Annotated in this window: 26 protein-coding genes; 14 read left to right on the top strand and 12 right to left on the bottom strand. The window is 50.7% G+C overall.

The features are described 5' to 3' along the window. The first annotated feature begins 2 nt into the window (after positions 1-2). Genes HZ996_02000 through HZ996_01985 form a run of 4 tightly spaced genes read left to right on the top strand, consistent with a single transcriptional unit; the run spans position 3 to position 3,928 of the window. The gene (locus tag HZ996_02000; protein QTN37960.1) at positions 3-1,163 is read left to right on the top strand and encodes a HAMP domain-containing histidine kinase; all 1,161 of its coding nucleotides are present in this window, start codon (positions 3-5) and stop codon (positions 1,161-1,163) included. Continuing rightward, a complete protein-coding gene (hemW, locus tag HZ996_01995; protein QTN37959.1) occupies positions 1,163-2,296 on the top strand; it encodes a radical SAM family heme chaperone HemW in 1,134 nt (377 codons plus the stop codon). Before HZ996_02000 ends, hemW begins: the two co-directional genes overlap by 1 nt. Positions 2,297-2,330: 34 nt before the next feature. After that, positions 2,331-3,170: an RluA family pseudouridine synthase gene (locus HZ996_01990; protein ID QTN39986.1), complete on the top strand. Its 840-nt coding sequence runs from the start codon at positions 2,331-2,333 to the stop codon at positions 3,168-3,170. Between the two features lie 11 nt (positions 3,171-3,181). Further along, the gene (locus tag HZ996_01985) at positions 3,182-3,928 is read left to right on the top strand and encodes a cyclase family protein (protein ID QTN39985.1); all 747 of its coding nucleotides are present in this window, start codon (positions 3,182-3,184) and stop codon (positions 3,926-3,928) included. Here HZ996_01985 and HZ996_01980 read toward each other — a convergent pair. Then, complete coding sequence (locus HZ996_01980) at positions 3,925-4,905, bottom strand: NADP-dependent oxidoreductase (GenBank protein QTN37958.1); 981 nt, start codon at positions 4,903-4,905, stop codon at positions 3,925-3,927. The genes HZ996_01985 and HZ996_01980 overlap by 4 nt on opposite strands. A 94-nt stretch (positions 4,906-4,999) precedes the next feature. Here HZ996_01980 and HZ996_01975 point away from each other — a divergent pair, with 94 nt between their 5' ends. Next, a complete protein-coding gene (locus HZ996_01975; protein QTN37957.1) occupies positions 5,000-5,338 on the top strand; it encodes a helix-turn-helix transcriptional regulator in 339 nt (112 codons plus the stop codon). Here HZ996_01975 and HZ996_01970 read toward each other — a convergent pair. The 8 genes from HZ996_01970 to HZ996_01935 are packed head-to-tail and all read right to left on the bottom strand — an operon-like array spanning position 5,328 to position 13,134. Continuing rightward, entirely contained in the window at positions 5,328-5,831 is a 504-nt protein-coding gene (locus HZ996_01970; protein ID QTN37956.1) for a GNAT family N-acetyltransferase, read from the bottom strand. The two genes, HZ996_01975 and HZ996_01970, sit on opposite strands and share 11 nt — an antisense overlap. A gap of 10 nt (positions 5,832-5,841) precedes the next feature. Beyond that, positions 5,842-6,297, bottom strand: coding sequence for a V-type ATP synthase subunit K (locus HZ996_01965; GenBank protein ID QTN37955.1), 456 nt, complete (start codon positions 6,295-6,297; stop codon positions 5,842-5,844). Next, positions 6,294-8,081, bottom strand: coding sequence for a hypothetical protein (locus HZ996_01960; GenBank protein ID QTN37954.1), 1,788 nt, complete (start codon positions 8,079-8,081; stop codon positions 6,294-6,296). The genes HZ996_01965 and HZ996_01960 overlap by 4 nt, the downstream gene beginning before the upstream one ends. Next, positions 8,078-8,668: a V-type ATP synthase subunit D gene (locus tag HZ996_01955; protein QTN37953.1), complete on the bottom strand. Its 591-nt coding sequence runs from the start codon at positions 8,666-8,668 to the stop codon at positions 8,078-8,080. The genes HZ996_01960 and HZ996_01955 overlap by 4 nt, the downstream gene beginning before the upstream one ends. Continuing rightward, positions 8,668-9,978 (bottom strand): V-type ATP synthase subunit B, encoded by a 1,311-nt coding sequence (locus HZ996_01950; GenBank protein QTN37952.1) that lies wholly within the window; start codon positions 9,976-9,978, stop codon positions 8,668-8,670. Before HZ996_01950 ends, HZ996_01955 begins: the two co-directional genes overlap by 1 nt. Before the next feature lie 2 nt (positions 9,979-9,980). Beyond that, positions 9,981-11,744, bottom strand: coding sequence for a V-type ATP synthase subunit A (locus HZ996_01945; GenBank protein ID QTN37951.1), 1,764 nt, complete (start codon positions 11,742-11,744; stop codon positions 9,981-9,983). Further along, entirely contained in the window at positions 11,741-12,532 is a 792-nt protein-coding gene (locus tag HZ996_01940) for a DUF2764 family protein (GenBank protein QTN37950.1), read from the bottom strand. Before HZ996_01940 ends, HZ996_01945 begins: the two co-directional genes overlap by 4 nt. Beyond that, the gene (locus HZ996_01935) at positions 12,529-13,134 is read right to left on the bottom strand and encodes a hypothetical protein (GenBank protein QTN37949.1); all 606 of its coding nucleotides are present in this window, start codon (positions 13,132-13,134) and stop codon (positions 12,529-12,531) included. Before HZ996_01935 ends, HZ996_01940 begins: the two co-directional genes overlap by 4 nt. Positions 13,135-13,221: 87 nt before the next feature. On the opposite strand from HZ996_01935, the gene HZ996_01930 reads away from it, so the two are divergent. Continuing rightward, positions 13,222-13,572 carry an MmcQ/YjbR family DNA-binding protein gene (locus HZ996_01930; protein QTN37948.1) on the top strand — a complete coding sequence of 117 codons (351 nt, stop codon included), beginning with the start codon at positions 13,222-13,224 and terminating at the stop codon, positions 13,570-13,572. A gap of 49 nt (positions 13,573-13,621) precedes the next feature. Here HZ996_01930 and HZ996_01925 read toward each other — a convergent pair whose 3' ends face one another. Further along, the gene (locus tag HZ996_01925; protein QTN37947.1) at positions 13,622-14,356 is read right to left on the bottom strand and encodes a hypothetical protein; all 735 of its coding nucleotides are present in this window, start codon (positions 14,354-14,356) and stop codon (positions 13,622-13,624) included. A 104-nt stretch (positions 14,357-14,460) separates the two neighbouring features. Here HZ996_01925 and HZ996_01920 point away from each other — a divergent pair, with 104 nt between their 5' ends. The 3 genes from HZ996_01920 to ispG are packed head-to-tail and all read left to right on the top strand — an operon-like array spanning position 14,461 to position 18,942. Continuing rightward, entirely contained in the window at positions 14,461-15,024 is a 564-nt protein-coding gene (locus tag HZ996_01920) for a DUF502 domain-containing protein (GenBank protein QTN37946.1), read from the top strand. Then, positions 15,021-16,991: a T9SS type A sorting domain-containing protein gene (locus tag HZ996_01915; protein QTN37945.1), complete on the top strand. Its 1,971-nt coding sequence runs from the start codon at positions 15,021-15,023 to the stop codon at positions 16,989-16,991. The genes HZ996_01920 and HZ996_01915 overlap by 4 nt, the downstream gene beginning before the upstream one ends. Positions 16,992-16,998: 7 nt before the next feature. Beyond that, positions 16,999-18,942, top strand: coding sequence for a (E)-4-hydroxy-3-methylbut-2-enyl-diphosphate synthase (ispG, locus tag HZ996_01910; GenBank protein ID QTN37944.1), 1,944 nt, complete (start codon positions 16,999-17,001; stop codon positions 18,940-18,942). A gap of 1 nt (position 18,943) precedes the next feature. Here ispG and HZ996_01905 read toward each other — a convergent pair whose 3' ends face one another. Next, positions 18,944-20,125: an acyl-CoA dehydrogenase family protein gene (locus HZ996_01905; protein ID QTN37943.1), complete on the bottom strand. Its 1,182-nt coding sequence runs from the start codon at positions 20,123-20,125 to the stop codon at positions 18,944-18,946. Between the two features lie 89 nt (positions 20,126-20,214). Here HZ996_01905 and HZ996_01900 point away from each other — a divergent pair, with 89 nt between their 5' ends. Next, positions 20,215-21,048: a T9SS type A sorting domain-containing protein gene (locus HZ996_01900; protein ID QTN37942.1), complete on the top strand. Its 834-nt coding sequence runs from the start codon at positions 20,215-20,217 to the stop codon at positions 21,046-21,048. On the opposite strand, the gene HZ996_01895 is transcribed toward HZ996_01900, so the two are convergent. Beyond that, positions 21,034-21,456 carry a DoxX family protein gene (locus HZ996_01895; GenBank protein ID QTN37941.1) on the bottom strand — a complete coding sequence of 141 codons (423 nt, stop codon included), beginning with the start codon at positions 21,454-21,456 and terminating at the stop codon, positions 21,034-21,036. The genes HZ996_01900 and HZ996_01895 overlap by 15 nt on opposite strands. Before the next feature lie 47 nt (positions 21,457-21,503). On the opposite strand from HZ996_01895, the gene HZ996_01890 reads away from it, so the two are divergent. Genes HZ996_01890 through HZ996_01875 form a run of 4 tightly spaced genes read left to right on the top strand, consistent with a single transcriptional unit; the run spans position 21,504 to position 25,017 of the window. Then, a complete protein-coding gene (locus tag HZ996_01890; GenBank protein ID QTN37940.1) occupies positions 21,504-22,175 on the top strand; it encodes a DUF4271 domain-containing protein in 672 nt (223 codons plus the stop codon). A 14-nt stretch (positions 22,176-22,189) separates the two neighbouring features. Next, the gene (locus tag HZ996_01885; GenBank protein ID QTN37939.1) at positions 22,190-22,948 is read left to right on the top strand and encodes a uroporphyrinogen-III synthase; all 759 of its coding nucleotides are present in this window, start codon (positions 22,190-22,192) and stop codon (positions 22,946-22,948) included. Positions 22,949-22,964: 16 nt separating this feature from the next. Continuing rightward, positions 22,965-23,345, top strand: coding sequence for a ribonuclease P protein component (rnpA, locus tag HZ996_01880; protein QTN37938.1), 381 nt, complete (start codon positions 22,965-22,967; stop codon positions 23,343-23,345). Positions 23,346-23,352: 7 nt separating this feature from the next. Beyond that, positions 23,353-25,017 (top strand): S41 family peptidase, encoded by a 1,665-nt coding sequence (locus HZ996_01875; protein ID QTN37937.1) that lies wholly within the window; start codon positions 23,353-23,355, stop codon positions 25,015-25,017. Positions 25,018-25,027 lie beyond the last annotated feature (10 nt).

The raw sequence follows: 25,027 nt of genomic DNA, 5'->3' as shown, positions 1-25,027 counted from the left end.
GCATGTCTCGGAACATTTACGCCGAAAAAAACCGCTGGAAATGGGTGCTCTTTGTGATTGCCCTATCCATTGGTGCGGTTACGATGTGGTACACCAACAACTTCGTGCGAAAGCTTCGCGAAGTCGAGCGCCAGAAGGTTCGCCTGTGGGCTGAGGCCTCCAAGTTGCTCGCCAACGTCGGAGACAACGATGAATACCTGGGCTTCGTTTTCCAGGTCATCCGCGACAACAAAACCGTTCCCGTTATCCTGACCGATGCCGAAGGAAACATCAATGGATGGAACAACCTCGACACCAATAAGGTCCAGCGTCCCGGCTACCTCGAAAACGAACTCGAGGAAATGAAGGCCGAACAAGAGCCCATCGAAATCGAGTACCTCGAAGGGGAACGGGTCTATATCTACTACAAAGACAGCCTCCTACTCCAGCAGCTTCAGTGGTATCCCTTGGTCATCCTCTTGGTCATGACCCTCTTTATTCTCATCGCCTATTACGCCTTCAGCACCTCGAGACGATTGGAGCAAAACCGAGTCTGGGCAGGAATGGCGAAAGAAACAGCTCACCAAATTGGCACCCCACTCAGTTCCTTATTGGGATGGATTGAAATTCTGCGCACCCAAGAAGTGCCGGAGGACATGTTGGGCGAGATGGAAAAGGATGTTCATCGCCTAAACGTGATTACTGATCGTTTTTCCAAGATTGGATCTATGCCGACGATCCGACCTGAGGACATTGTTGCCACCACCGAAAGCGCGATGCAATACCTCAAAGCGCGTTCGGGCCGCAAAGTGGACTTCGAGTTCAATACGCCTGAGATCACCGAAAGCGTCCAAGTGCCTTTGAACGTTCCACTGTACGAGTGGGTCATCGAGAACCTCATTCGCAACGCCATTGACGCGATGGCGGGAGCGGGTAAGATTTGCATCACGGTCCGAGACAAGGGCAAGCAGGTACAAATCGACGTGCAAGACAGCGGTAAGGGGATCAAAAGCACCCAATGGAAAACTGTTTTCAACCCCGGCTTCACGACCAAGAAACGCGGTTGGGGTCTTGGATTATCCCTAGCTCGCCGCATCATCGTGGACTACCACGGAGGACGCATCTTCATCGTCCGCTCTGAAAAAGACAAAGGCACCACCTTCCGCATCGTTCTGAACAAGTGATGGCGGGCCTCTACGTCCATATTCCATTCTGTCGCCAAGCCTGTCACTACTGTGACTTTCACTTCAGCACCACCCTCCATCGGGTTCCTGAGATGGTCGAGGGCCTGAAGCAGGAATTGCGCCTACGGCGCGATGCTTGGTCTACCCGGACCTTCCAAACCCTCTACTTCGGTGGCGGTACTCCATCCATGTTGACCACGGCTCAGCTCGATGAATTGTTTGAAGCCCTCCATTCTGAATACAACATCAACCCCGATGCCGAATGGACCCTCGAGGCCAATCCGGACGACCTCACCATGACTCGGCTTCAGTACCTTTCCGAAAGCCCCATCAATCGGCTCTCTATCGGGATCCAAGCTTTTGACGACACTTGGCTTTCGATGATGAACCGAAGCCATGACTCGGCCCAGGCCATTCGCGTCATTTCAGAGGCGAGAAGCTTTGGTTTTCGAGATCTGACGGCGGACCTGATCTATGGAATGCCCCAAATGAATCTGAATCAGTGGAAGGAGCAGGTCAAGCGTCTGTTGGACTTTGAGCTGCCTCATTTCTCGAGTTACGCTTTGACCGTTGAGCCGCGCACGGCACTGGCCCATCAAGTTGAAAAGGGAACCGTTCAGATGCCGGAGGACGGTCTTGTAGAAGATCAATTCCACGCCCTTGTTCAGGCCGCCGAATCCGCTGGATACGAGCATTACGAAGTGTCCAATTTTGCGCGCCCAGGGCATCGCTCCAAGCACAATACCAGCTATTGGCATGGAGTGCCTTATTTGGGTATCGGCCCAAGTGCCCACAGCTATGACGGAAAGATGCGTCGGTGGAATGTGGCGAACAATGCCCACTACTTAGAAGCCCTTGAAGAGGGTGGAACCTTTCACGAGCAGGAAGAGCTTTCCGAAGCTGATCGCTATAATGAATGGGTCATGACAGGGCTTCGCCTTTCAGATGGTATTCGTCGCGAGGGGATTTCTGAATTCTCATCGGCCCTTAGGGCCCACTTTGATCAAGAAGTCTCAGCGGCTCAGGCCGCAGGGGAGTTGGTGGAAGAGGACGGATACATTCGTATCGCGCCGTGGAGGCGCTTTCGTTCAGACGGCATCGCCAGCGACTTATTTTATATCCAAGACGACTAATTTGGTCTCCTTCGTCCACATTGTAGAAGAGGAAATGGAGCCGATGCGCCTTCAAGAATACGGCGTGGGACTCTTTGAAGAATGCGCCACAAAGTCGGCTTGGAAGAAGGCCATCAAGGCGCGCAAGGTGCTTTTGAATGGAGTGGAAGCGAGTACAGCGCGATTGGTTCATACGGGAGATGAGATTACGCTACTCGGTGTTCCTGATGTGCCGCCGGGAACTATATTCGAAATGGACATTCCCGTTCTGTATGAAGATGATTTTTTGGCCGTGGTTCACAAACCGGTGGGTATTAGCGTCAGTGGAAATCGTCGGCGTACTTTGATGAATGCACTACCTCCAAATCTGCAGCCAAGTACCCAGCGTGACGCCTGTTCGCCGAGGACCATTCACCGCCTGGATTACGAGACAAGCGGCGCCCTTCTCGCTGGTAAAACGCGTTCGGCGGTCCAAGCGCTAAGTGAGATGTTTGCTCATCGGAAGGTGCACAAAACGTATTATGCCATTGTTCTGGGAACTCCGCCGGATCACGGGACCTTTGACCGTCCTATTCAAGATAAACCAGCCCGATCTTATTTTGAGCGATTGGCCAGCACGCCCTCGGAGCGATTTGGAAGCCTCAGCCTACTGCGCTTGACGCCTGAAACGGGGCGAAGACATCAATTACGCATCCACCTCTCGGAGGCCGGACATCCCATCCTGGGGGATCGTAAATACTGCAAGCCCGATCAGCTCCTCACAGGCAAGGGCATGTACTTACACGCCTTCAGTCTTGCTTTTGAGCATCCCGTTTCTGGCGATGAAGTTCTCGTTCAAGCGGATCCCCATAAGAAGTACGCCAAAATATTCCCTTTTGTACCTTGGGAGTCATGAACACGGATTCCATGATTGCACGCATTTCTTATCCCGAAGGCGAATTGGCCTTCGATCTCAGTGATCCTATAGACCTATCACTTCCATTGAGCACCGAGGAATACACAGCTCGAGCCTGGTATGTGCCACCCGTCAAAATTGAGCCGGTGGTGACCGATCAGTTTGTCGGTGAAGTGAGCCGCGGAGGATCCGTGAATTTCAGGGATGTCACCTTTAACCCCCATGGAAACGGGTCGCACACCGAGTGTGTGGGCCACATTTCGAAGGAATGGTACAGCGTCAACAAATCCTTGAAGAAGTTCTTTTTCTCCGCAGAGCTAATCAGCATTCAACCCGAAGTTCGCGGTGAGGATGAAGTCATCATGTTGGATCAAGTGGAAGCGGCCCTCGCTGGAAAGAAGCCGGAGGCCGTCGTTTTTCGAACCCTCCCAAACCCCGATGGCAAGCGCGAGCGTCAGTACAGCAATACAAACCCGCCTTACCTAGATCATCATGCCGCGCTGTTCCTTCGCATGAATGATGTTAAGCACTTATTGATTGATCTTCCTTCGGTGGACCGGGAGTACGACGAAGGCAAGCTTCTATCTCATCACGCCTTTTGGAACTATCCGGATGCTCCGCGGCTCGATGCTACGATTACCGAGCTTATCTACATTCCGGATCGAGCCGTCGACGGATCCTACATGCTGAGCCTTCAAGTAGCGCCCTTTGAAAACGATGCCAGTCCAAGCCGACCGGTGTTGTATCGTCTCCTCTAGAATACAATGGTTTTCCCTAAGTCGGATTTCGACAAGCCTTTAACCTCAATCTCCTCTAGAGAAATTTCCCTTTGGGGGCGTGCAAAATAGTCTTCCCCAAGAGTCACAATGGCCCTTTGAAGGCCAGAGCCATTTGCTCCTGTGACTTGGCCTATGAGCTGAACGCCAAGTTTGGATGCTAGCCTTTCGTATTTCCTATTCATCAGCTTCATCAGCCATTTTAGTGGCCCCGGCAATTTCACTCCCGTCTTGTGCATGTTTTGCACATCTGGAAAGGACGTAGAAACCACCTTATTCGACTGAAGAAGAATCGATTTCCTCAATGTTTGACCACCGAGAACATCAAATATGTAGTCTGGAGGATTTCCATGGAGGACCTCTTCGAAATTGACTTTTTTATAATCTATGAACTGTTCGGTCCCAAGTTCTTCTAGGTCTTTCCGATCTCGCTCTGAGGCGTTGGCTATAATGCGTAGACCCATGCTTTTCGCGAGTAGAACTGCTTGAAACCCAACACCGCCTCCCGCTCCATGTATGAGGATAGAAGCCCCTGGTTTAGGGCTCAATGATTTCAAGGCTTCGTACGCGGTCAACAAGGGAAGAGCGACTCCTCCGGCATTTTTCGCATCAATATGGTCAGGAATCAGAGCGCAATGGTTAGCCGGAATGGTAATTTCCTCTCCCCAAGTTCCAATATCTGTGAATAGACGATAAAACATAACCTTGTCTCCTAGAGAGAACTCGCTCACGTCTGGTGCGATCTCAATGATTTCTCCAGAACCATCGACACCGCCGAGTTGTGGATCTTTATATTTTAAGCCGGGAAATCCTTTCATCAAGTCCATGTCCACAGGATTTACTCGACTGCTAATCATACGAATTCTCAAATGACCAGAACTCAATTTTGGCATATCAATATCGAGAACCTTCATTGTAGTAAACTCTTTGCCGGGCTTAGTCCGAATAATAGCTTTCATTGTCTTGGTACTTATAGTTTTCTCAAAACTACTATCTTGGTCTTATCTTTTAGGCTACTCTAAATAATTGGATGTAGTATAAAAAAATAGACTAATGGCGGTAGTGAGGAAAAACAAGAATTTCAATCCAAATAGTTGTCCGGTGACGCATACCCTCAATTTAATTGGAGGTAAGTGGAAACCCGTTGTTATTTTTCTCCTTCGAAAGGACTGTAATCGTTTTTCCATGCTCCAGAGAGCAATTCCGGAAATCAGCAAGCAAATGTTGGTGAATCAATTGAGGGAACTCGAGGCGGATCGCATAATTACAAGAACAGTGTTTCCAGAGGTACCACCGAGGGTCGAATACGCTATATCCGAATATGGGCGCAGCCTGTTTCCTATTATTGATAGCATGCAGGATTGGGGACTAGAGGATATGGCTAAGAACTAAAAACCAGTACCCGATCCCCGTGATCCTCCAAAACTTCACCGGTGCGCTGAAGGCCTAGCTTTTCAATAAGTGAAATGGAGCGCGTATTTTCTTCCATGACAATGCTCATGATCACTGGAAATTCCAATGTTTCCGTTCCGTACATCATCGTAGCTTGAGCCCCCTCCAAGGCATATCCTCGTCCTTCAAAGCCTGGGAGTAAAGCGAACCCAATATCCGGATGGGGAAGCGTATCGCGCTTCACAAACCCCATCATGCCGATGGGTGCTCCGGATTCCGCTAATTCCATTTTCCACAGACCAAACCCGAGGTCTACGTAGCTCGCGAGGAACTTCTCCGTAATGAAGTTTTCAGCATCGGACACTTCCCGAATATTCCGGTCTCCAATCCACTGAAGCCATCCGGGAGTATTCATGAGTTCAAAGAGGAAGGGTGCATCCGCTACTCCGAACTCGACGATTCGAAGTCTATCGGTTTCGATTTTGAAGGCCATTTTCGGGGTCTTATAGTCCGGCAGAAATCAAGAAGGTCGCGGCAAAGGCGACAATGGCGTAAAGCTCGGGGAATACCGCCAAGACCATGGTGCGGCCGAAAACGTCGTATCCAGATCCAATTCCCTCAATTCCGTGAGCACTCACTTCGCCTTGTTTCATTCCGGAGATGAGTCCAACGAGTCCAAGCGCGAGTCCAGCGGCGAAGACCATTCCGCCTTGGTTTATGGTGAGCTCTGTAATCTGACTTAAGCGCCCGTTGATGATGAAGAATCCGGCGAATCCGTAGAGCCCCTGAGTTCCGGGAAGGGCACTGAGGAGCATATAACTTCCAAAGGCTTCTTCATTCTTCTTGAGCGCACCTAAGGTGGCCTTTCCACCGATCGAGACGCCAATGGCCGATCCAATTCCGGCCAGTCCGATCATTAATCCGATGCCTAAATAGGCGAGTACTACTGCTGTGGTCATGATGATTTTTCGGGTTTTAAGTTCTTCAGAGGTTTATAGGCTTCGCCGCCTCCGGAGAAGCCGGCGTTTTTATAGAATTCAACGAAGGTGAGACGCATGGGGTGAACAAAGGCCCCCAACGTAGCAATGAAGATGTTCAGTCCGTGGCCAATGACGAGCATGATCACGAAGAATACGGGTCCGAGAATGGGGTTGCTTCCCAAAATCGAAAGAGCGATGTCATTGACGACGAAGCCAAGGATGGATCCGGCCAAGCCTAGGGCGAAAAGGCGAATGTAGCTCAGCAAATCTCCAAAGAATCCAGTAATGCCGTAGAGATCCCAGAGCCCTTTTCCGACTCTTCCAAGGATACCCGCTTTTGGATCACTGAGCAGCACCACAAGAGCCACACCACTCCAGGTTAAAATTTGCTGGGTAAGGGCGAATTCGCTCATATAACCCCAGCCAAGCCCCGTAAGCAAAAGCATCCAGCCGAAGGGAGAACCGGCATAGGACGGTCCAAACTGCCTCCATTGATTGATGATTTTCAGGGTTAGCCCGAAGTAGATTTGAAGTGCTCCAATGATTAAGGCTGCATTAAACAGCGCATCAGCATCCAACATGAAGGGCCGTAACTGACGGAGTAAGGGCAGATCTGTTTCCAATAGGTTGATGCCAAAAAAGGTTCCGGCAATAATTCCTACCGGGAAGGCAACCGCTTCCAAGGCAAGAGCCAGAGCCCAAATTCCTTTGTATGCGGGAGGAACGCGCTTGCGAATACCGAGTAAGACAAAAAACAGCAGAAGCCCATAGCCTCCATCCCCCAAACAGAATCCGAAGAACAAGAGAAAGAATGGAGCAAAGAAGGGGGTTAGGTCGAGCTCGTGATAGTCGGGCAAGGCAAACAGATTCGTGATGGGCTCAAACCAGCGTCCTAAGGTTCTGTTCTCCAGTTTCACAGGCGGTGCATCCGAAGGAACCGGCTTTTCTTTTTCGTAGTAGTAGTCTGAGGCGTCTAGCGCCGCTTCGAGCACATCGGCCTTGTCCTTAGGAATCCACCCCTGAAGCATGAGTACCTTTCCAAAGCTCATATGAACGAGTTGGTCACTCGCATTCACTTCTTGAAGTTGGTCTAGGCATTCGAGGTCGTGCTCGTCCAAGTACTGTCGAATCTCCTCACGGTGGGTGAACAGGGACTGGCGAAGAGCATCGCGCCGTAGGCGCAAATCGCTCAGCTCACGCTCAATTTCATTGAGAGAGCGTTCGGGGAGTTCTTCTCTCTGGGCTTTGAGGGTGGGCGGTTCTGCACGATCGCTGATGAGGGCGAAGTAGCTTTTGCGACCCGTCTCGAACAGCGGTTCAATGGCGTGTTCCTGACGCCACTTGGGGTGCATTTTTCCGATCCCAACCGAATAGAGGTGCATATACAGGCCGCGTTCTTTAAGGGCCTTGACCTTGTGAGCATCATAAGCTCCGAAATGCCGAACGTGGAATTCGTCTTCCTCAAGCCGTGGTATTGTTTTGAGCAGGGACTTCAGTTCTTCGAGGTAGGCGTCCAGTTGCTCGAGATTGAAGTTTTCAAGCAGGGAGGCGTTAGGGAGCGACTCATTTGGGAGAAGCCGTTCGAAACGGGTTCGGCTCTGCTTGAGGTGGAGCTGAACCGATTTGAGCTGGGCCGTGTGGCCCTCAGGGTCGTGCTTGAGTTTTTTGATGTGCACCACACCCAAGCGCTTCAGCGTCTTGAGGAGCTGATCGGCCTCACGATGGAAGACCAGGACTTCGTATTTCAGCATGGGTGCTATCATGAGTCCATCTTTCGGGCTTTGACAATTTTCTGTGCGGCCTTGGAGAGGTTCTCCTTATCCTCGAGGAAGCGTTTGATTTTCTTCACTGCCTCTCTGAGGTCCGGAATCTGAACCTTCTCATAGAGGTTGACTTTTTGCGTCGTGCGCTTGCGCTCGCGTTCCAAAATTTTCAATTGGCGGCGAGCCAATTCCAGCTTTACCGCTTCTTCGGCTTCTCGTTCTAAATGAGCGAAGACATCCGGGTACCAGTGGGGCGCCTCATGCCAGAGGATTTCCGAAAACTTGAGCGCCACGGCCTGAAAAACAGGTATGCTGACTCCGGCGATTTTGCGGTTCTCGATCGCCACCTGATCAATGGAAATACACTCAATGGGAAAGCGGCCAATGAGGGGCTGCAGGTGTTCACCTTCTTCGCGCACCTGCGCGTGGGACCTTTCAGCACCTTTGAGTAGGGACTTGTGCTTGATCACCTCGGCCCGAAGAGCGCTTTCCTTGTTTTTCAATATAGGCAAGGCTCCCTCGCGCACCTTCAGCTGCTTGCCGAGGTCGTTCAGAGAAGTCTTGTTGTATTGAAATTGGATGGCCATCAGTCGGTGTAGTATTGATCCGTGAAGGTTGCTTTGATACCGAGTTCTTCAACACTGAAGTATTTGCTGAACAGCGTCCACGTCTGTTCGAGCATCGAATGTGTATCCAGTTGGACATCGATGCTCAAGATGGTGCGTGCGTATTCTTTGGCAAAGTCCAGTGCGCGTTTGTCGTAGTCCGTGAGGTCAAAGCCATTTTCCAACTTGGTCCGGGCGTTGGCGGCATCGGCGTAGAGGCGAACCGCGGCATTCATCACCTGTGGATGGTCTTCACGAGTCTGCTTTCCAATAACCAGCTGCTTCAGTCGACTAAGGCTACGGAAAGGGTCAACGATGACTCGCCCGACTTCCGCATCTTTCCGAAGGAATAGCTGTCCTTCGGTGATGTATCCCGTGTTGTCTGGAATGGCGTGCGTGATGTCCCCTTCGCTCAAGGTGGTTACCGCGATGATGGTGATGGAGCCGCCTTCCGGAAACTGCGCCGCTTTCTCATAGATGCGGGCCAGATCAGAATACAAGGATCCAGGCATAGAGTCCTTGGAAGGAATTTGATCCATACGGTTGCTCACAATACTGAGGGCATCGGCATAGAGGGTCATATCGGTCAACAGGACCAAGACATTCTCGTTTTTCTGGATGGAAAAGTACTCCGCTGCCGTCAAGGCCATGTCCGGAACCAGTAGGCGCTCCAGTGGTGGGTTGTCGGTGGTGTTGACGAATCCCACAATCTTGTCCAGCACGCCTTCCTCTTCAAAAAGTTGTTTGAAGTAGAGGTAGTCGTCGTTGGTCAATCCCATTCCGCCGAGGATGATTTTATCGGCTTCGGCCCGTAGGGCCACCGTAGCCATCACTTCGTTGTAAGGCTGATCGCTGTTGGCGAAGAAGGGGATTTTTTGACCCGCAACCAGGGTGTTATTCAAGTCAATCCCCGCAATTCCCGTGGCAATGAGTTGGAAGGGCTGTTTACGTCGTACGGGATTGACTGTAGGTCCACCGATCTCGGTTTCTTTACCCATGAGCTCGGGTCCACCATCTATAGGTGCTCCGTATCCGTTGAAGAAACGCCCGATGAGGTCGTCGCCGACGTGAAGGGTCGGGGCCTTGCCTAGGAAGACGGTTTCGGCATCGGTAAAGAGGCCTTCGGTACCGCCGAAGACTTGGAGGGTCACTTCTCGGTCGATGATTTTAACCACCTGGGCAAGTCTACCTCCAACCAAGGCGAGTTCTTCATTTCCCACGCCTTCCGCTTCCAGCGTGCAGGTTGCCTTGGTCATGTTCTTAATGGCCGTGTAGTGTTTGGGCAATTCCATAATCAGGCGTTTACGGGTTCAGCACGCTCCCGAACGATCGTCTCTATGGCCGCTTTTCGGGTAGCATAATCTTCGGTTTGATAGGCAGTGTAGTTGAGCTGTTTGCAGTCGTTGATCAGACCCTTGAAAAAGCTCGATACCTCTTCGAAGTGCTCAAAGGGCAAGTCTCTTCGGCAGATGTCCAGGACGAGGTCTAACATTTCCATCTGGCGGGCCATAGGCGTCATGGCGTCTATTTGGTCAAAGGCATCTTGCTGCAGAATGACGAAGTCGATCAACTCGGCCCTCCAGAAGTGAACATGGTAGGCTAAGGGGACCCCATCATCTCCGAGAATATTGATTTGATCATTGGATTCGCCTCCTCGCTGAAGCAGGTTTTTCATCTCCTGAATGGCGTCCACATAATGGTTGGAAATGTGCTCGGCGGCATAGGCCTGAAATTCCGGATACTCGAGGTATTTGGAGTAACTGAGTATGGGGTCAATAGCCGGATAGCGTTTGCTGTCCGCCCTTCTTTGCGCCAGCGCGTAAAAACAGCGGGTGGCTTTTTTGGTAGACTCGGTCACCGGTTCTTTCAGGTTACCACCTGCGGGCGAAACGGTTCCGATGAAGGTGATGGAGCCGTAGCTTCCGTTGTGCAGTTCAACCCGTCCGGCGCGGGCGTAAAAATTGGAGATGATGGCGGTCAGATCCATAGGGAAGGCATCGGGTCCGGGGAGGTCTTCCAGGCGATTACTCATTTCGCGTAAGGCCTGCGCCCATCGACTCGTAGAGTCTGCAAGTAATAGTACTCGAAGCCCCATTTGACGGTAGTATTCTCCAAGGGTCATCGCCGTGTAGACCGAGGCCTCTCGGGCAGCGACCGGCATATTGGAAGTGTTGGCAATAATGATGGTCCGGTCCATCAATTTCTTTCCCGTGTGCGGATCATCCAGCTCGGGGAACTCTTTGAAGATCTCCACCACTTCGTTGGCGCGCTCGCCGCAGGCGGCTACAATCACAATATCGGCCTCCGCTTGCTTTGAAATGGCGTGCTGCAGTACGGTCTTTCCAGATCCAAATGGCCCGGGTATGAAACCCACACCACCTTCGAGCATGGGGTTCAAGCTGTCAATGGTGCGCACTCCTGTTTCGAGCAGTCGACTGGGGCGTGGCTTGTCCTTGAATCGATGAAGGGCCAGTTTGACCGGCCATCGTTGGATCATGTTCACCTCGCGTTGTTCGTCCCCCTTTCGAAGCCTTGCTAAAACGCTATCCGCTTGGTAGGTTCCAGCCTCAACAACCGATTCGATGATCCATTCTCCCTCTAAGTCGAAGGGTGCCATGATTTGGTGTTGGATCCCGTGCTCGTCGACATGGCCTAGCCAGCTTCCCGCGATGACTTTTTCTTCGGCCTTCACGGCCGGATGAAAGTGCCACTCGGCCTTGGGGTCTAAAGCTCTGGATCGAGCTCCCCGATCCAGGAATAGACCGTCAATCTCAGCTAGATCGTTTTGCAGGCCATCGTAGTTTTTAGATAGCATGCCTGGACCTAGGGTCACCTCCAAAAGGCTACCTGTAAAGACGACTTCCGTGCCAACACGCAGTCCACGAGTACTGTCAAATACCTGGACATAGGCCGTTTTACCGGCGATCTTGATCACCTCACCCATGAGCTCTGTGCCTTGATGTTCAATCATGCAGATCTCGTTTTGCCCAACCGCGTTCTCTGCTTCCACCAGCAGGAGGTTGGCGATGATTCCTTTGATGACTCCACGGGTTTTCATGGCGTATGTGGGATTTGATTCACAATATTGTTTTCGAATTCACGAACGTAAAGCGCGCCGCGCTTAGGGTTGTTTTGCCCCCATTTTGCCAGGTCCAGGTACTTCATGAGCCAAGAGATTAGCCCGGGCATGCCGAAGGGGTCAAAAAAAGCGAGGTAGTCCAAGAAGTTCCATTTGACCTCCAGCATTTTTTGCTCTCGAACGAAGGGATCGCCTTCTTCAAAGAAGGTGAGCACTTGGGCGAGTTGGGGGTACTCCGCTTGGATGTCCGCGATGAGGAGTTTGTTGTAACTGTAGCGATCGAAGAGTCCGCCGCTCAAATAATGGACTCCGGCTTTGGCACCCGTTTTCCGCTCCATGGTCCCTTTGAAGAAATTCTTGAGCGTTTTATCGGCAATGAGTAAACGATCCAGTCGCCCATCGCTCAGCTCACTCATCACCGCGTAGTAGGTTTCCCAGTGATCCTGTATGCGTTGAATAGGGGTCTTTCGTTCTCCGAGGGCGGTAGGCGCTTCTTCGCCGAAGGGTGTGTCCGGCGCTTTGTCTTTTTTGTACCATTCTTCAATGGCCGCTCGATCGAGATTTCCACCTTCCATCCACCAATCTTTGGCTTGTACGTAAGCGTTGTAATTGGTCAAGTCCCACTGATAGAAGAAGTGATGAACCACCGCGGAATCTCGGCCACTGAGGTATTGATCCAGCATGGCCCGAAGATCTGCTACAGGCGGCTGTGCTGGACGCATAATCCGCAATGTTGGAAGCCCGCTGATGAGTCCGTAGTACTTCATTCTTCCAGAAGGTTCCGAGTCTCAACTTTGAGAAACTGTCCAAGAAAAGCCGTGAACGTAGCCTCATCAAATACGATCTTGTATTGACCTGCTTCTTCTCGAATGACAAATCCGCTCTCGATGTCGGCGCTTCCCCGAAGTTCAACACCCTCGCGCAACATGTGATGTTCCGTAGCCTCAACAGCCGGTTGAATTTTGCTGTAGAGTTCCGTGGATACTTCGATCTTCCAACCACCACTGCCATCTCGAGTCAATGCGCCGGCGGCGGAACTCAAAATATCCTTCATCACCTCGGGGTCGTCTAGACGCTCTTTCGCAGGCCGCTCTATGGCCTTCTCGACCAAAAGCTCATGCAGTTGTTTTTTAATCTGATTAGCTGTCTTTCGCGCACTCATCCGAATTTCCGACATGACCTTCTTTCGGTAGCTCTCCATTTCGCGTTCCGTCTGCGCGATCAGGTCCCTTCGTTCCTGTTCCGATTTTGCCTTGAGATCGGCCGCATCTTTTTTGGCTTGCTCGAGGATTCGCGCGCTCTCTTCTTGCGCCTTTTCGATTCCTTCGTGGTAGATTTTATCTGTAAGAGTTTTCAGTCGATCGCTCATAGGGGTGTGATTATCTAGGGCTAATTAGGTTCAATTTCAAGAGAAAAAAAATGAATTTTGTTAGGTCTTGATTAATTTCCTGGTCCTATGAATTACGAAGAACTCCGAGAAGCTTGTTTGTCCTTGCCACACGTGACCGAGGATTTTCCTTTTGATGCCGATACGCTGGTCATGCGCGTTGGAAATAAAATTTTTGCCTTTCTCCCGCTCGAAAAAACGCCAGCTCAAATTTCACTGAAAATGACGCCTGAAAATGTCCTGGAGACCCGAGCGGATTATCCTGCGGTGGAGCCCGGCTGGCATTTGAATAAAAAGTACTGGAATCAGGTCATTATGGACGGCTCCATAGAATCGGAAATCATCTTCGGCTGGATTCGAGACAGCTATGACCTTATTTTCAAAAGCTTGCCTAAAAAAGTCCGCGAGGAGCTCCAATAAAAAACCCCGCTCTTGGCGGGGTCTTTCAGGGTTTGATCAAAGGGGAATATTATTTGACACGATCCCAAAGCGCGTCGGTTTGTTTCACTACAATTTCGTCCATCATCTCCATGCCCATCTCCCATGAGCCTTCTCCGTACATTTCGTCAAAGTCGGTTTCTATGTCCCAATTACTGGTATCAAACCACGAGTAGTCGGCAAATGGGATGACTAAAGCATAGTCTCGTCCATAGGACGTAAACGAACCACTCCAGCTCATGAAGGGCTTGTCGACTTCTTGGTACAATTTACCTACTTTATTCATAAAGGCAGCAAAGCGGTCCTTTTCGGTTTCCTCAACATCCATAAACCACACGATTTCATGATCGTTTCGGGAACCGTCAGAATGGGACCAATCCTCTTTATAGACCCAGTTTTCATTGTGCCCGTACTCGGAGATCATGGGCGCAACATTCTTGTTCCAAGCATCATTGTGGTCTCCTTTTCCGGGAGCACCTTCCAGGTCTGAATAGATCATGGGTCCCATAGTCCAGATATACCAGCCCGCGTCTTCACCAGATCTCACGCGCCAAAGCTGACTGGTGTAGGGAGATTCGCTGTGATACTTTTCGTTGTGTTTAAGGACGGCCTCCTCAAAATCATCCTCCATGCCAATTTCAGGAAGAATATACGTGAGCTGAACCATCATGTACGCAGGACCCGAGTCTTCCTCCGCCGATTCATCTTGCGCCCAGCTCAGCAGTGGAAGCGCGAACAGGAACGAGAGTGCAATTATTTTTTTCATAGTCAAGTTTGGGTTTTGGTTTGGAATGGAAAGTACTAAATAAAGCTGATTATCAAGTGTTTGCATGCAGTGATCTTCGATGTAAGAATGGCTATCTTAGCCCCATGAAGACGCTCGCCAAGTATTTTCTACAGGGACTTTTGTACCTCGTGCCTATTGGAGTGACGGTGTATGTTCTCTACGAAGCCTTTGTGATTGTCGACGGTCTTTTACCTTTTGAATATCCAGGTTTGGGCATTCTGACCATGGTCTTGGCCATTACCATAATCGGCTGGATCGGATCGTATTTGATTACCCTGCCCATCATCACCTTCATTGAAAACTTGTTGACCAGAGCCCCCTTGGTCAACTTGATTTACACCTCGATGAAGGATCTCATTCAGGCTTTTGTCGGATCCAAGCGGGCATTTAAGAAGCCGGTGAGCATAAAGCTCTACGAACACTCGGGCATCGAAAGGCTGGGATTTGTAACGGAGGAGGACCTGAGCAGAATTCACGTAGAAGAAGATTTAATCGCCGTCTACGTTCCACACAGTTACGCGTTTAGCGGGCAACTCTTTTTAGTACCGAAACAGTACGTGACCCCGATTGATGCCAATCCGGCGGAGATCATGAAGTTTATCGTTTCAGGCGGCGTCACGGAAGTTGATCAAAAATTGAAGAAATGAATAGGAAAGTACGACTGCTCGCCCTTGTGTTGGGCTTATCATTTTCCGCACAGGCGGCCCCTGGAGACACCACCATTGTTACGGCTCAGCAGGCTATGGACATGACTTGGTATGGAAACTACGATGAATGGGCCGTTTTTCCGTCGGGACAAACTTTTGGCCGCGTGGTCATGGAATACGAAATGGGCTGCGCCAGTAACGGTTGCAGCGATTGGGATTATACCACTCAGATCATCGCTCAAATTCCGACCGGGACATTCGATTCGACCATTGCAAGTATTGATACCAATGGAACTGTCATTGACACCACTTGGAACGTCTTTCAAGTTTTCGACGACTACGAACTGGGGCGTGCGATTACTCCTTATGGCGGTTATATGGCCAACAATCAGCAAGGCTACAACAACAACTGGAGTCATCGATTCTACTACGATGTGACCGACTATCAAATGCTTCTTCAAGACAGTGTGCGCATACGGGCTCGATACAGCGGATGGTCGAGTGGTTTTTCAGCGACCGTGACGTTTCACATGATTGAAGGAACACCGCCACGAGATGTTCTGTCCATGACAACCTTGGTCAATCGAAGTTTTCAGTATCAGAATCAATCAACGGTAGATTCACTCTTCTTAACACCGCAAGATGTCGCAATGGACGCCGGAATGCAGGGTGCAGCCATGCGCGTTATTACGAGTGGACACGGTTTTGATAATAATGTCAATTGCGCTGAGTTCTGCCCGCGTGATTACTACGTCTTCGTCGATGGAACACAGCACGTTACTCAGAGCATGTGGCGTGACGATTGCGGGTTAAACCCCATCTATCCGCAAGGGGGAACTTGGCTCTATGATCGGGCCAACTGGTGTCCGGGGTCAAAAGCTACCGGATATTGGCATGAATTAACTCCACATGTGACCGCTGGTCAAACCCATGAGGTCGATCTGGGAATCCAGAACTACGCTTGGAGCGGTACACAGACCCCTTCTTATTTTTTCAGTGCGGTCTTGTTCCAATACGGTGGATTCAACCGCACCCTAGATGCGGCCATTGAGAATGTCTTGGCGCCGAGTGATCACGAAGAGTACCGACGCATGAACCCCATTTGCGGAAATGCACAAGTGGAAATTAAAAACTACGGGGCCACGCCACTGACCAGCGTTGAGATTCAGTATGCGGCTGGAGGCGGTCCAACAGTCCATACCTGGACGGGAAACCTGGCTTATGGGGAGAGTGCTCTTGTCGACCTCCCAGTGGGATATGTCGGGACCCTTTTTCCTCCGATGTTTTATGCGGAAATCATCGATGTGAACGGTCAAGGGACGGATGGAACATCATGGAACGATCGTCAAGAACGATCCATAGAATTGGTGCCCGATCATCCCAAGGACATCTACCTAGAGCTGCGCACCAACCTCATGGGACATCAGACGAGCTGGACTTTAGAGGATTACAATGGAACCGTCTTGTACTCTGGGAACAATCTGGCCAACAACACCATCCACCGCGACACCTTCCAATTGTCGCAAGGATGTTATCACTTCCGATTGAACGATAGCGGTAAGAACGGCCTCAGTTGGTGGGCGGACAATGAAGGCTCTGGCTATTGCCGACTTCGTGCAGTAGATGGGGGAATCCTCAAGGTGTTCAAGCCTGATTTTGGAACGCGTCACGACTACGAGTTTACGGTGACCAGCGGGTTCTCCGTGCCTGAAGAACTTTCCTTGTGGCTGGAGGTTTATCCAAATCCAAGCACAGGTGTTTTCTCGGTGGAGTACGCACAGAGTAGTGCGGAAACCACAGTACTGACCATCACCGACCTTCAGGGCCGGGTTGTGGCCAGCGAAGAAGTGGAGCCGAGACTCGAATACCGGTGGGAGGTCGACCTGAGTCATCAGCCCGCAGGTGTTTATTTCCTGCAGGCGCGTACCAGTCAAGAATTGCGCACCGAGAAAATTGTCATTCAATAAAGAATACATGACACCAGAAGACTATCGCTACTGCGAAAGTTTATTTCAGCACAGGAGATTTACCTCACGTCCGGTTCAGATTGGATCAGTAGGTTTTGGTGGTGAAAACCCCATTCGCCTTCAGTCCATGACCACAACCGATACTATGGACACCGAGGGAACGGTGGAGCAATCCATACGGATGATTGACGCCGGTTGTGAATTGGTACGCATTACCGCCCCGAGCAAGCGGGATGCGGAAAACCTCAGACCCATCAAGGATGAATTGCGTGCTAGAGGTTACGATACGCCCCTGGTGGCCGACATCCACTTTACCCCAAATGCTGCAGAAATTGCGGCGGGTATTGTCGAGAAAGTTCGGGTCAACCCAGGCAATTACGCGGACAAAAAGAAGTTCGAGGAAATCGACTATACGGACGAGAGCTATGCGGCCGAATTAGATCGAATCCGCAAGAGGTTTGAGCCCTTGGTTTTGCTCTGTAAAGAGAACGGAACGGCGATGCGCATCGGGACCAATCACGGTTCGCTGAGCGACCGGATTCTGAGCCGTTATGGAGACACCCCAATGGGAATGGTCGAATCGGCGATGGAGTTCCTTCGCATATGCCGAGATCTGGACTATCACGACATCGTGCTCTCCATGAAGGCGAGCAATCCACAAGTCATGGTTCAAGCCTATCGCCTTCTTATGCACTACTTCTATCGCGAAGGCATGAACTATCCCTTGCACCTCGGAGTCACCGAAGCTGGGGAAGGAGAAGATGGCCGAATCAAGTCAGCCGTGGGCATTGGAACACTGCTCGAGGACGGTTTAGGCGATACCATTCGCGTTTCCTTGACTGAAGAGCCTGAAGCGGAAATTCCCGTGGCGCGCCGATTGGCCGAACGCTATAAGCATCGGAGTGACGCGAAGTCTATTCCGAGCCTTGACGAGCTTCCCTATAATCCCTTTGAATACACGCGCCGGCATACCGCTGCTGTGGGTAATGTTGGGGGTAAAAATGTACCAGTGGTTGTTGCTGATTTCAGCGACCGAGATCAAATCACTCCGGCCACCCTCTTTCCGGTAGGATACACCTACAGCGTGCCTTTGGATAAGTGGAACTTGGCCGACCAGGCCTGTGACTACGCCTTCGTAGGCGATCACGGCGTCGATTTTGATTTGCCAGGGACCTTGGGCGTCATCCAGAACGCCCAGTTCTGGGAAATGAAAGACCGGCACTATCCTCTTTTGACTCCGGAGCAGTATCTGAGCGATCATCCGCGCAGTACCGAACGAAATTTTGTCCGTGCCGACTTGAAGGACCTTTTTCAGGAGGAGTTTATTTTGGCCCTACGGGCCGATGCCACGGCCATCCTCGTGCTCGAGACCCATCACGACCACGGCATGGCTGAGCAGCGTCGCGCTTTTATGGAATTGTTGCGACTGAACCTGGAGATTCCTGTGGTGGTTCGACGGGCTTATCGCGCCGTAGGCGCAGAAGATTTTCAACTCTTCTCAGCGACGGACTTAGGGGCCTTGTTCATCGACGGATTTGGCGATGGCGTTTGGTCGGAGGCCGATGCTTCGGTTTCTGCCAAGACCGTGAACGCGACCATGTTCGGCATTTTGCAAGCGACGCGCACCAGGATCAGTAAGACGGAATACATCAGCTGTCCCAGTTGTGGTCGTACCCTCTTTGATCTGCAGGAAACCACGGCCATGATTCGTCAGCGCACGGATCACTTGAAGGGCGTGAAAATCGGCATCATGGGATGCATCGTCAACGGCCCGGGTGAAATGGCGGATGCGGACTACGGCTACGTGGGAACCGGTCCGGGCAAGATTACCTTGTACAAGGAAAAAGAGGTCGTGAAGCGGAATATTCCAGCGGAACATGCGCTTGACGAATTGATTGAACTGATACGTGAGCACGGGGACTGGGTAGAGCCCGCCGTGGCGCATTCTTGAATTACTTAAAGGCGTTCAGCCCAGTAATATCCAATCCTGTAATCAGTAAGTGAATGTCATGGGTGCCTTCATAGGTAACCACCGACTCGAGGTTCATCATGTGGCGCATGATGGGGTAGTCTCCTGTGATGCCCATTCCACCCAACATTTGTCGTGCTTCACGAGCCACTTTCAAGGCCATATCCACATTGTTGCGCTTAGCCATGGAGATCTGAGCAGATGTTGCTCGTCCCTCATTCTTTAATTGGCCCAATCGCCAGGTCAAGGCCTGAGCTTTGGTGATCTCAGTGATCATCTCGGCCAATTTCTTTTGTTGCAATTGGAATCCGCCAATCGGTCTTCCAAACTGCTCGCGCTCCTTAGAATAGCGAAGGGCGGTATCGTAGCAGTCCATGGCTGCACCCAGTGCACCCCAGGCAATTCCATAGCGGGCACTGTCCAAGCATCCAAGTGGAGCACCTAGGCCGGATTTATTGGGAAGTAAATTGGCTTTAGGAACGCGGACATTTTCGAATACGAGCTCGCCCGTTGCGCTGGCGCGCAAACTCCATTTTCCATGGGTTTCAGGCGTAGAGAACCCTTCCATGCCACGCTCAACGATGAGTCCGTGGATGCGTCCTTCTTCGTTCTTCGCCCACACGACTGCAACATCCGCGAATGGAGCATTTGAGATCCACATTTTAGCACCGTTGAGGACGTAGTGGTCTCCGTCTTCAACGAAGTTGGTGGTCATTCCTCCCGGGTTGGATCCGTGGTTGGGCTCGGTCAAACCAAAGCAACCGACGAACTCTCCGGAGGCGAGTTTGGGCAAGTATTTTTGGCGCTGCTCCTCATTTCCGTAGGCGAAAATGGGGTACATAACCAACGAACTCTGTACAGAACACGTGGATCTTACTCCAGAATCGCCTCTTTCGATCTCTTGCATCATAAGTCCGTAGGACATTTGATCGAGTCCGGCTCCTCCGTATTCTTGAGGAATATAAGGTCCAAAGGCTCCGATTTCTGCTAGTCCTTTGACGATTTGTGTTGGGAATTCTGCGCGTTGTGCGTAGTCCTCAATAATGGGGCTCACTTCGCGCTTTACCCAATCGCGGGTAGCGTCTCTAACGAGCTTGTGCTCTTCAGTAAGCAAATCATCAAAAAGGTAGTAATCCGGAGATTGAAATTGGTCAGTTTTGGCCATGGCAACAGTGCTTCTTTTGAAAACGGAACAAATGTAATGGATTTATTGTTGCGCCCTTATTCAACACAACCTCTTAAACTGTCCTCTAGATGAAAAAAGTTTACTTGTTTCTTTTGCTGCCGGCGGCAGCAGTCTTTATGGCCACTCCGGCCTTAACCAACAGCTCTGCTGGGCCTTCTGGTCGCACCGGAAGCCCTGGCGATAACGGTGTGAGCTGTGCCAACGGATGCCACACAGGCGGTACCGTAACCGATCAAATGGCCGACGTAGACGTCAGCGGAATTCCCGCCAGTGGATATATTCCCGGTCAGACCTATGATATTACCGTTTCTGGAGATCGAGGATCTTTCGGTGGACCGCGTATCGGATTCAGCTTTACGGCTGAGCGTGCTTCAGATGACAGTAAAGTCGGAGGCTTCATGTCCGGTGCGGGAACCCAAGTGAATGGGAATGGGCAGAGCCATATTACCCATACCTCCAGCAGTATTACGGCAAGCGGAAACTCAAATTCTTGGACCTTCCAGTGGACGGCTCCAGCAAGTGGTACGGGAGACGTGAACTTCTATGCCGTTTTGCTCTTCGCGAACGGAAATGGCGGCAACAGTGGCGATATCGTATTGCCAATGGGTGCAGTAACCGTAAGCGAGGATTTGACCGTTGGATTGACCGAAGATGTGCTGCAAGCCAAATTCTACCCATTGCCAGCACGAGACTACACCAGACTTTCTTTTGACCAGCAAACAGATTGGTTGAACGTCCGTATGTACAACAGCTCAGGTCAGTTTGTACAACAACTTTGGTACAGCGACCAAAAAGGATCACACGATGTGCGTCTTGAATTGAGTGATGTTGCCAATGGTACGTACTGGGTAGAATTCTCTAGTGAGCAGGGTTCATTAATGAAGCCCTTACTGGTCCAGTAAATATTGCTCTAAAGAATACTTGCCTGATCCGGTAAAGATCAAGGCGATGAAAATGACGAGGGCCTCCAAGGCGTGCGACGCGCCTGGGAGGCCTTCGCCTTGTCCGAGGTGCATAGCTGCCGCCACAATCATGGTGAAGGCCAAGAATCCTGCTGCGGGTTTGGTGACCCATCCGATGGCAATCAAGAGCCCTCCAATGGTCTCGGCAAGGGCCGCCGAGAGCCCCCACATGACAGGCCAAAAATCAATTCCGACATAGGTCATTTTTCGGCCGAGTGCCTCCCATCGATCATACCCTCCAAGGAGCTTGGGCATGCCGTGAATAAAGGCAAAGCTGAGTCCATATCCCAGACGTAGGATGAGCAGACCCGTATTGCGGAAGTGGATTCGGGAACTAAAAGGATTCACTATGCTAAGGTAATTTTTCTACCCGACTCCTTTTGTACCTTGCCGGCATGCAGGAGTTGGACGTTATAGAACGCTCGATTGGCGGCCGAGATTGGCTAACGCTATTGGCTTTTATTTGGCTTACAGTTTTGGCCTACGTGAGGATGACTTATCCTCTGCGATTTCGTCAATTCACGGGCAGCCTATTCAGCGAGCAGTATGTGAACCTCTATGCTCGGGAAGAGCGATGGTTGTTCAACAACTTCAATATTCCGATCGGTATTCTATTTTTTATGAGTTTGGGTTTCGTGACCGTCCGCTTAGGTGAGTTCTACGGTTGGTTCTCTAGACCCAATGTGTTGACCTTCGGGCTGATATCGTCACTCTTTTTGCTTTTTTACCTCTTTCGGACCGCAATTGTCCTCTTTGTCGGGCGCTTGTTCCGCGTAGAGTCATTGGTTCGTTATGCCCTCCTTCGACGATATTCCAATGCCGTTTTGGTTGGAGGGATCTGGTTTGTGGGTAGTCTTTTGTCCTTGTATCTCCCGCTGGGACAGCGTTTGGTCATCTGGCTGGGATTGGGGCTTGGAGGAGTGTTGTTGCTGTGGGGTTACGTCCAGATTTTCCGAAAGTTACTTAAGCAAACCCGGCTTTCCTTCTACTATTTAATTTTGTACATTTGCGGCCTCGAAATAGCCCCTATTCTGCTCATGGCGAAGTGGTTGACTATTTCGGTTTAACGGAAGCAAACGAAATGGCGGAAAAGAAGGTAAAGACGATTCTGGTTTCACAGCCAGAACCCAAGACAGAGAGCTCTCCCTATTTTGATCTCGCTGAAAAGCAAAAGGTTAAAATCGATTTTCGACCCTTCATCCACGTAGAATCCGTGGATGCAGCAGAGTTCCGCAAAGATCGAGTGAACCTCGCAGACTATACGGCAGTTATCCTCACCAGTCGCAACGCGGTAGACAACTATTTCCGCATTGCTGAAGAAACGCGCTTCAATGTGCCGGACACCATGAAGTACTTCTGTATGTCTGAGGCCATTGCTTACTATCTTCAGAAATACGTTGTGTATCGCAAGCGCAAGATTTACTACGGTAAAACGCGTTTTGAGGACTTGATGCCCACCATTAAGAAGCACAAGAAGGAAACCTTCTTGCTTCCGTCATCGGACATCTTGAAACCCAACATTCCCTCGGCACTGGAAGAGGCCAAGATCAACTACACACGTGCTATCTTGTACAAGACCGTTTGTAGTGATTTGTCTGACTTGAGCGATGTGCTCTATGACATCCTCGTTTTCTTTAGCCCTTCCGGAATTAAGTCATTGCTGGAGAACTTCCCGGATTTTGAGCAAAACGAAACGCGTATCGCAGCATTTGGTCCAACGACCTGGAAGGCTGTTGAAGATGCGGGATTGACGCTGAACATCCAGGCCCCGAGTAAAGATGCTCCTTCCATGACCATGGCTTTGGAGCAGTACATCAAAAAGGCGAACGGACGCAAATAAGCCGTACTTTAGACGGATGAGTCCTACTTTTCGGAAAAACGAACGATTGACCGCACCACAGGTCATGGAAAAGCTGTTTTCCGAAGGTCAGTCCGTGAAACAATATCCCTTTCGATTGCATTGGTATTCTGGGCCTGAGGTGACTCAACCGTTCCAGGTGGCTTTGAGCGTACCGAAGCGAAAAGTGAATCGCGCCGTGAGGCGCAATCGCATCAAACGCAAAATGCGCGAAGCCTACAGACTTCACAAAGAAGAGTGGTTAGGGCAGGTGCAAGAACCGACCGCCGCTATGATCGTCTACCTCGATTCTGAGGACCGACCATTGGAGGAATTGGAGCGGAAAATATGTGTACTTTTTGAGGCGTTTTTACAACAGCAGGCCGAACGGGAAAAATAGATTGAATATGAAAATTCTACTCACAAGCTTGAAGCGCGGATTAATGGCTATCGGATTGGTAGCGGTATTGTTGGTCGGCAGCGCTTTTCAAGGCAGTTACTTCGAGATCTCCAAGCAGTTGGACATCTTCACCACATTATTTCAGGAACTCAACACGTATTACGTGGATGAGATTGAGCCGGGGGACCTGGTCAAAACAGGTATCGACGCTATGTTGGAATCCCTGGATCCTTACACCAATTACATTCCAGAATCTAAGATCGAAGACTTTCGTTTTCAGACCACCGGTGAATACGGTGGAATTGGCGCGTTGATTCGCCGTCAAGACGAGATGATTATGATTTCTGAGCCCTACTTAGGGTTCCCCGCTGATGAAGCGGGTCTAAAAGCCGGGGACATTCTGCTGGAAGTAGATGGAAAATCAGTGAAAGGATTTACCACTTCTCAAACGAGCGAGGTGCTCAAAGGCGAGGCGGGAAGTGACGTAGAAATTCGCGTACGTCGACCGTGGACCGATGAAGAGTTTACCAAGACCTTGACCCGCGGAAAAATCCAGGTGGACTGCGTGCCCTACTACGGAATGCTGGAAAATGGCGTTGGCTACATTAAGCTTTCGAGCTTTACGGATAAAGCATCGCGCGATATCAAGGCGGCTTACAAGGACCTCAATGAAGATGGTGAACTCAAAGGTCTAGTCCTTGACCTTCGTGGAAACCCTGGTGGACTCCTACGCGAAGCGGTGAACATCGTGAACTTCTTTGTACCGAAAGGAACTGAAATTGTCAGCACACGAGGAAAAGTTAAGGAGTGGGACAAAACTTATCGTGGTATCAACGAGCCTTTGGATACTGAAATTCCACTCGCTATTTTGGTCAACCAAGGGTCGGCTTCGGCCTCTGAGATCGTTTCGGGAACCCTTCAAGATTTGGATCGCGCCGTGATCATTGGGGAGCAAACCTTTGGGAAAGGCCTAGTGCAGCAGCCGCGTAAATTGAGCTACAATGCGCAGCTCAAGGTGACCATCGCTAAGTACTACACCCCAAGTGGACGATGCATTCAAGCCATCAACTACTCTGAGCGCGATGAAGACGGTAAAGTAAAACGCATTCCGGACTCACTGCGTACTCCCTTTGAAACAGCCAATGGGCGTACCGTTTATGACGGAGCCGGTATTGGACCAGACGTAGACGTAGATGGACGTGATTACCACGAGGTGTCTCGAGCACTCATCTCCCAGAGCATTGTCTTTGACTATGCCAACAAGTACTACTTTGAACACGACAGCATCGACGCTCCAGACGCCTTTGCCCTCTCGGATGCGGAGTACGACGAGTTCGTCGCCTTTGTCCGCGAACGCGAGTTCGAGTTCAAAACCGATACAGAGAAGAAGTACGACCAACTGCTCAAGACGGCAGAGGAGGAGAAATACTTCGAAGCCCTTGAAGGAGAATTGGAGCGCATGAAGCAAGAGCTTGATGAGCACAAGAAGAACGACATTTACAAGTACCGCAGCGAAATTGAAGAAGCGCTTCGCGTAGAAATCGCACAGCGCTACTACTACCGCAAAGGAAGAATTCAAGCTTCCCTTGAGAATGATCCGTCGCGCTTGGAAGCCCTCCGTGTCTTGGTCAATCCAGAGGAGTACAACGATATTCTTACTTTAGCGGACTAAGCACACCGCT

It is taken from the genome of Cryomorphaceae bacterium (genome assembly GCA_017798125.1).
Classification (GTDB): Bacteria; Bacteroidota; Bacteroidia; order Flavobacteriales; family ECT2AJA-044; genus ECT2AJA-044.
The sequence above is the reverse complement of the archived record's forward strand: the minus strand, read 5'-3'. Positions and strand labels throughout refer to the sequence as shown.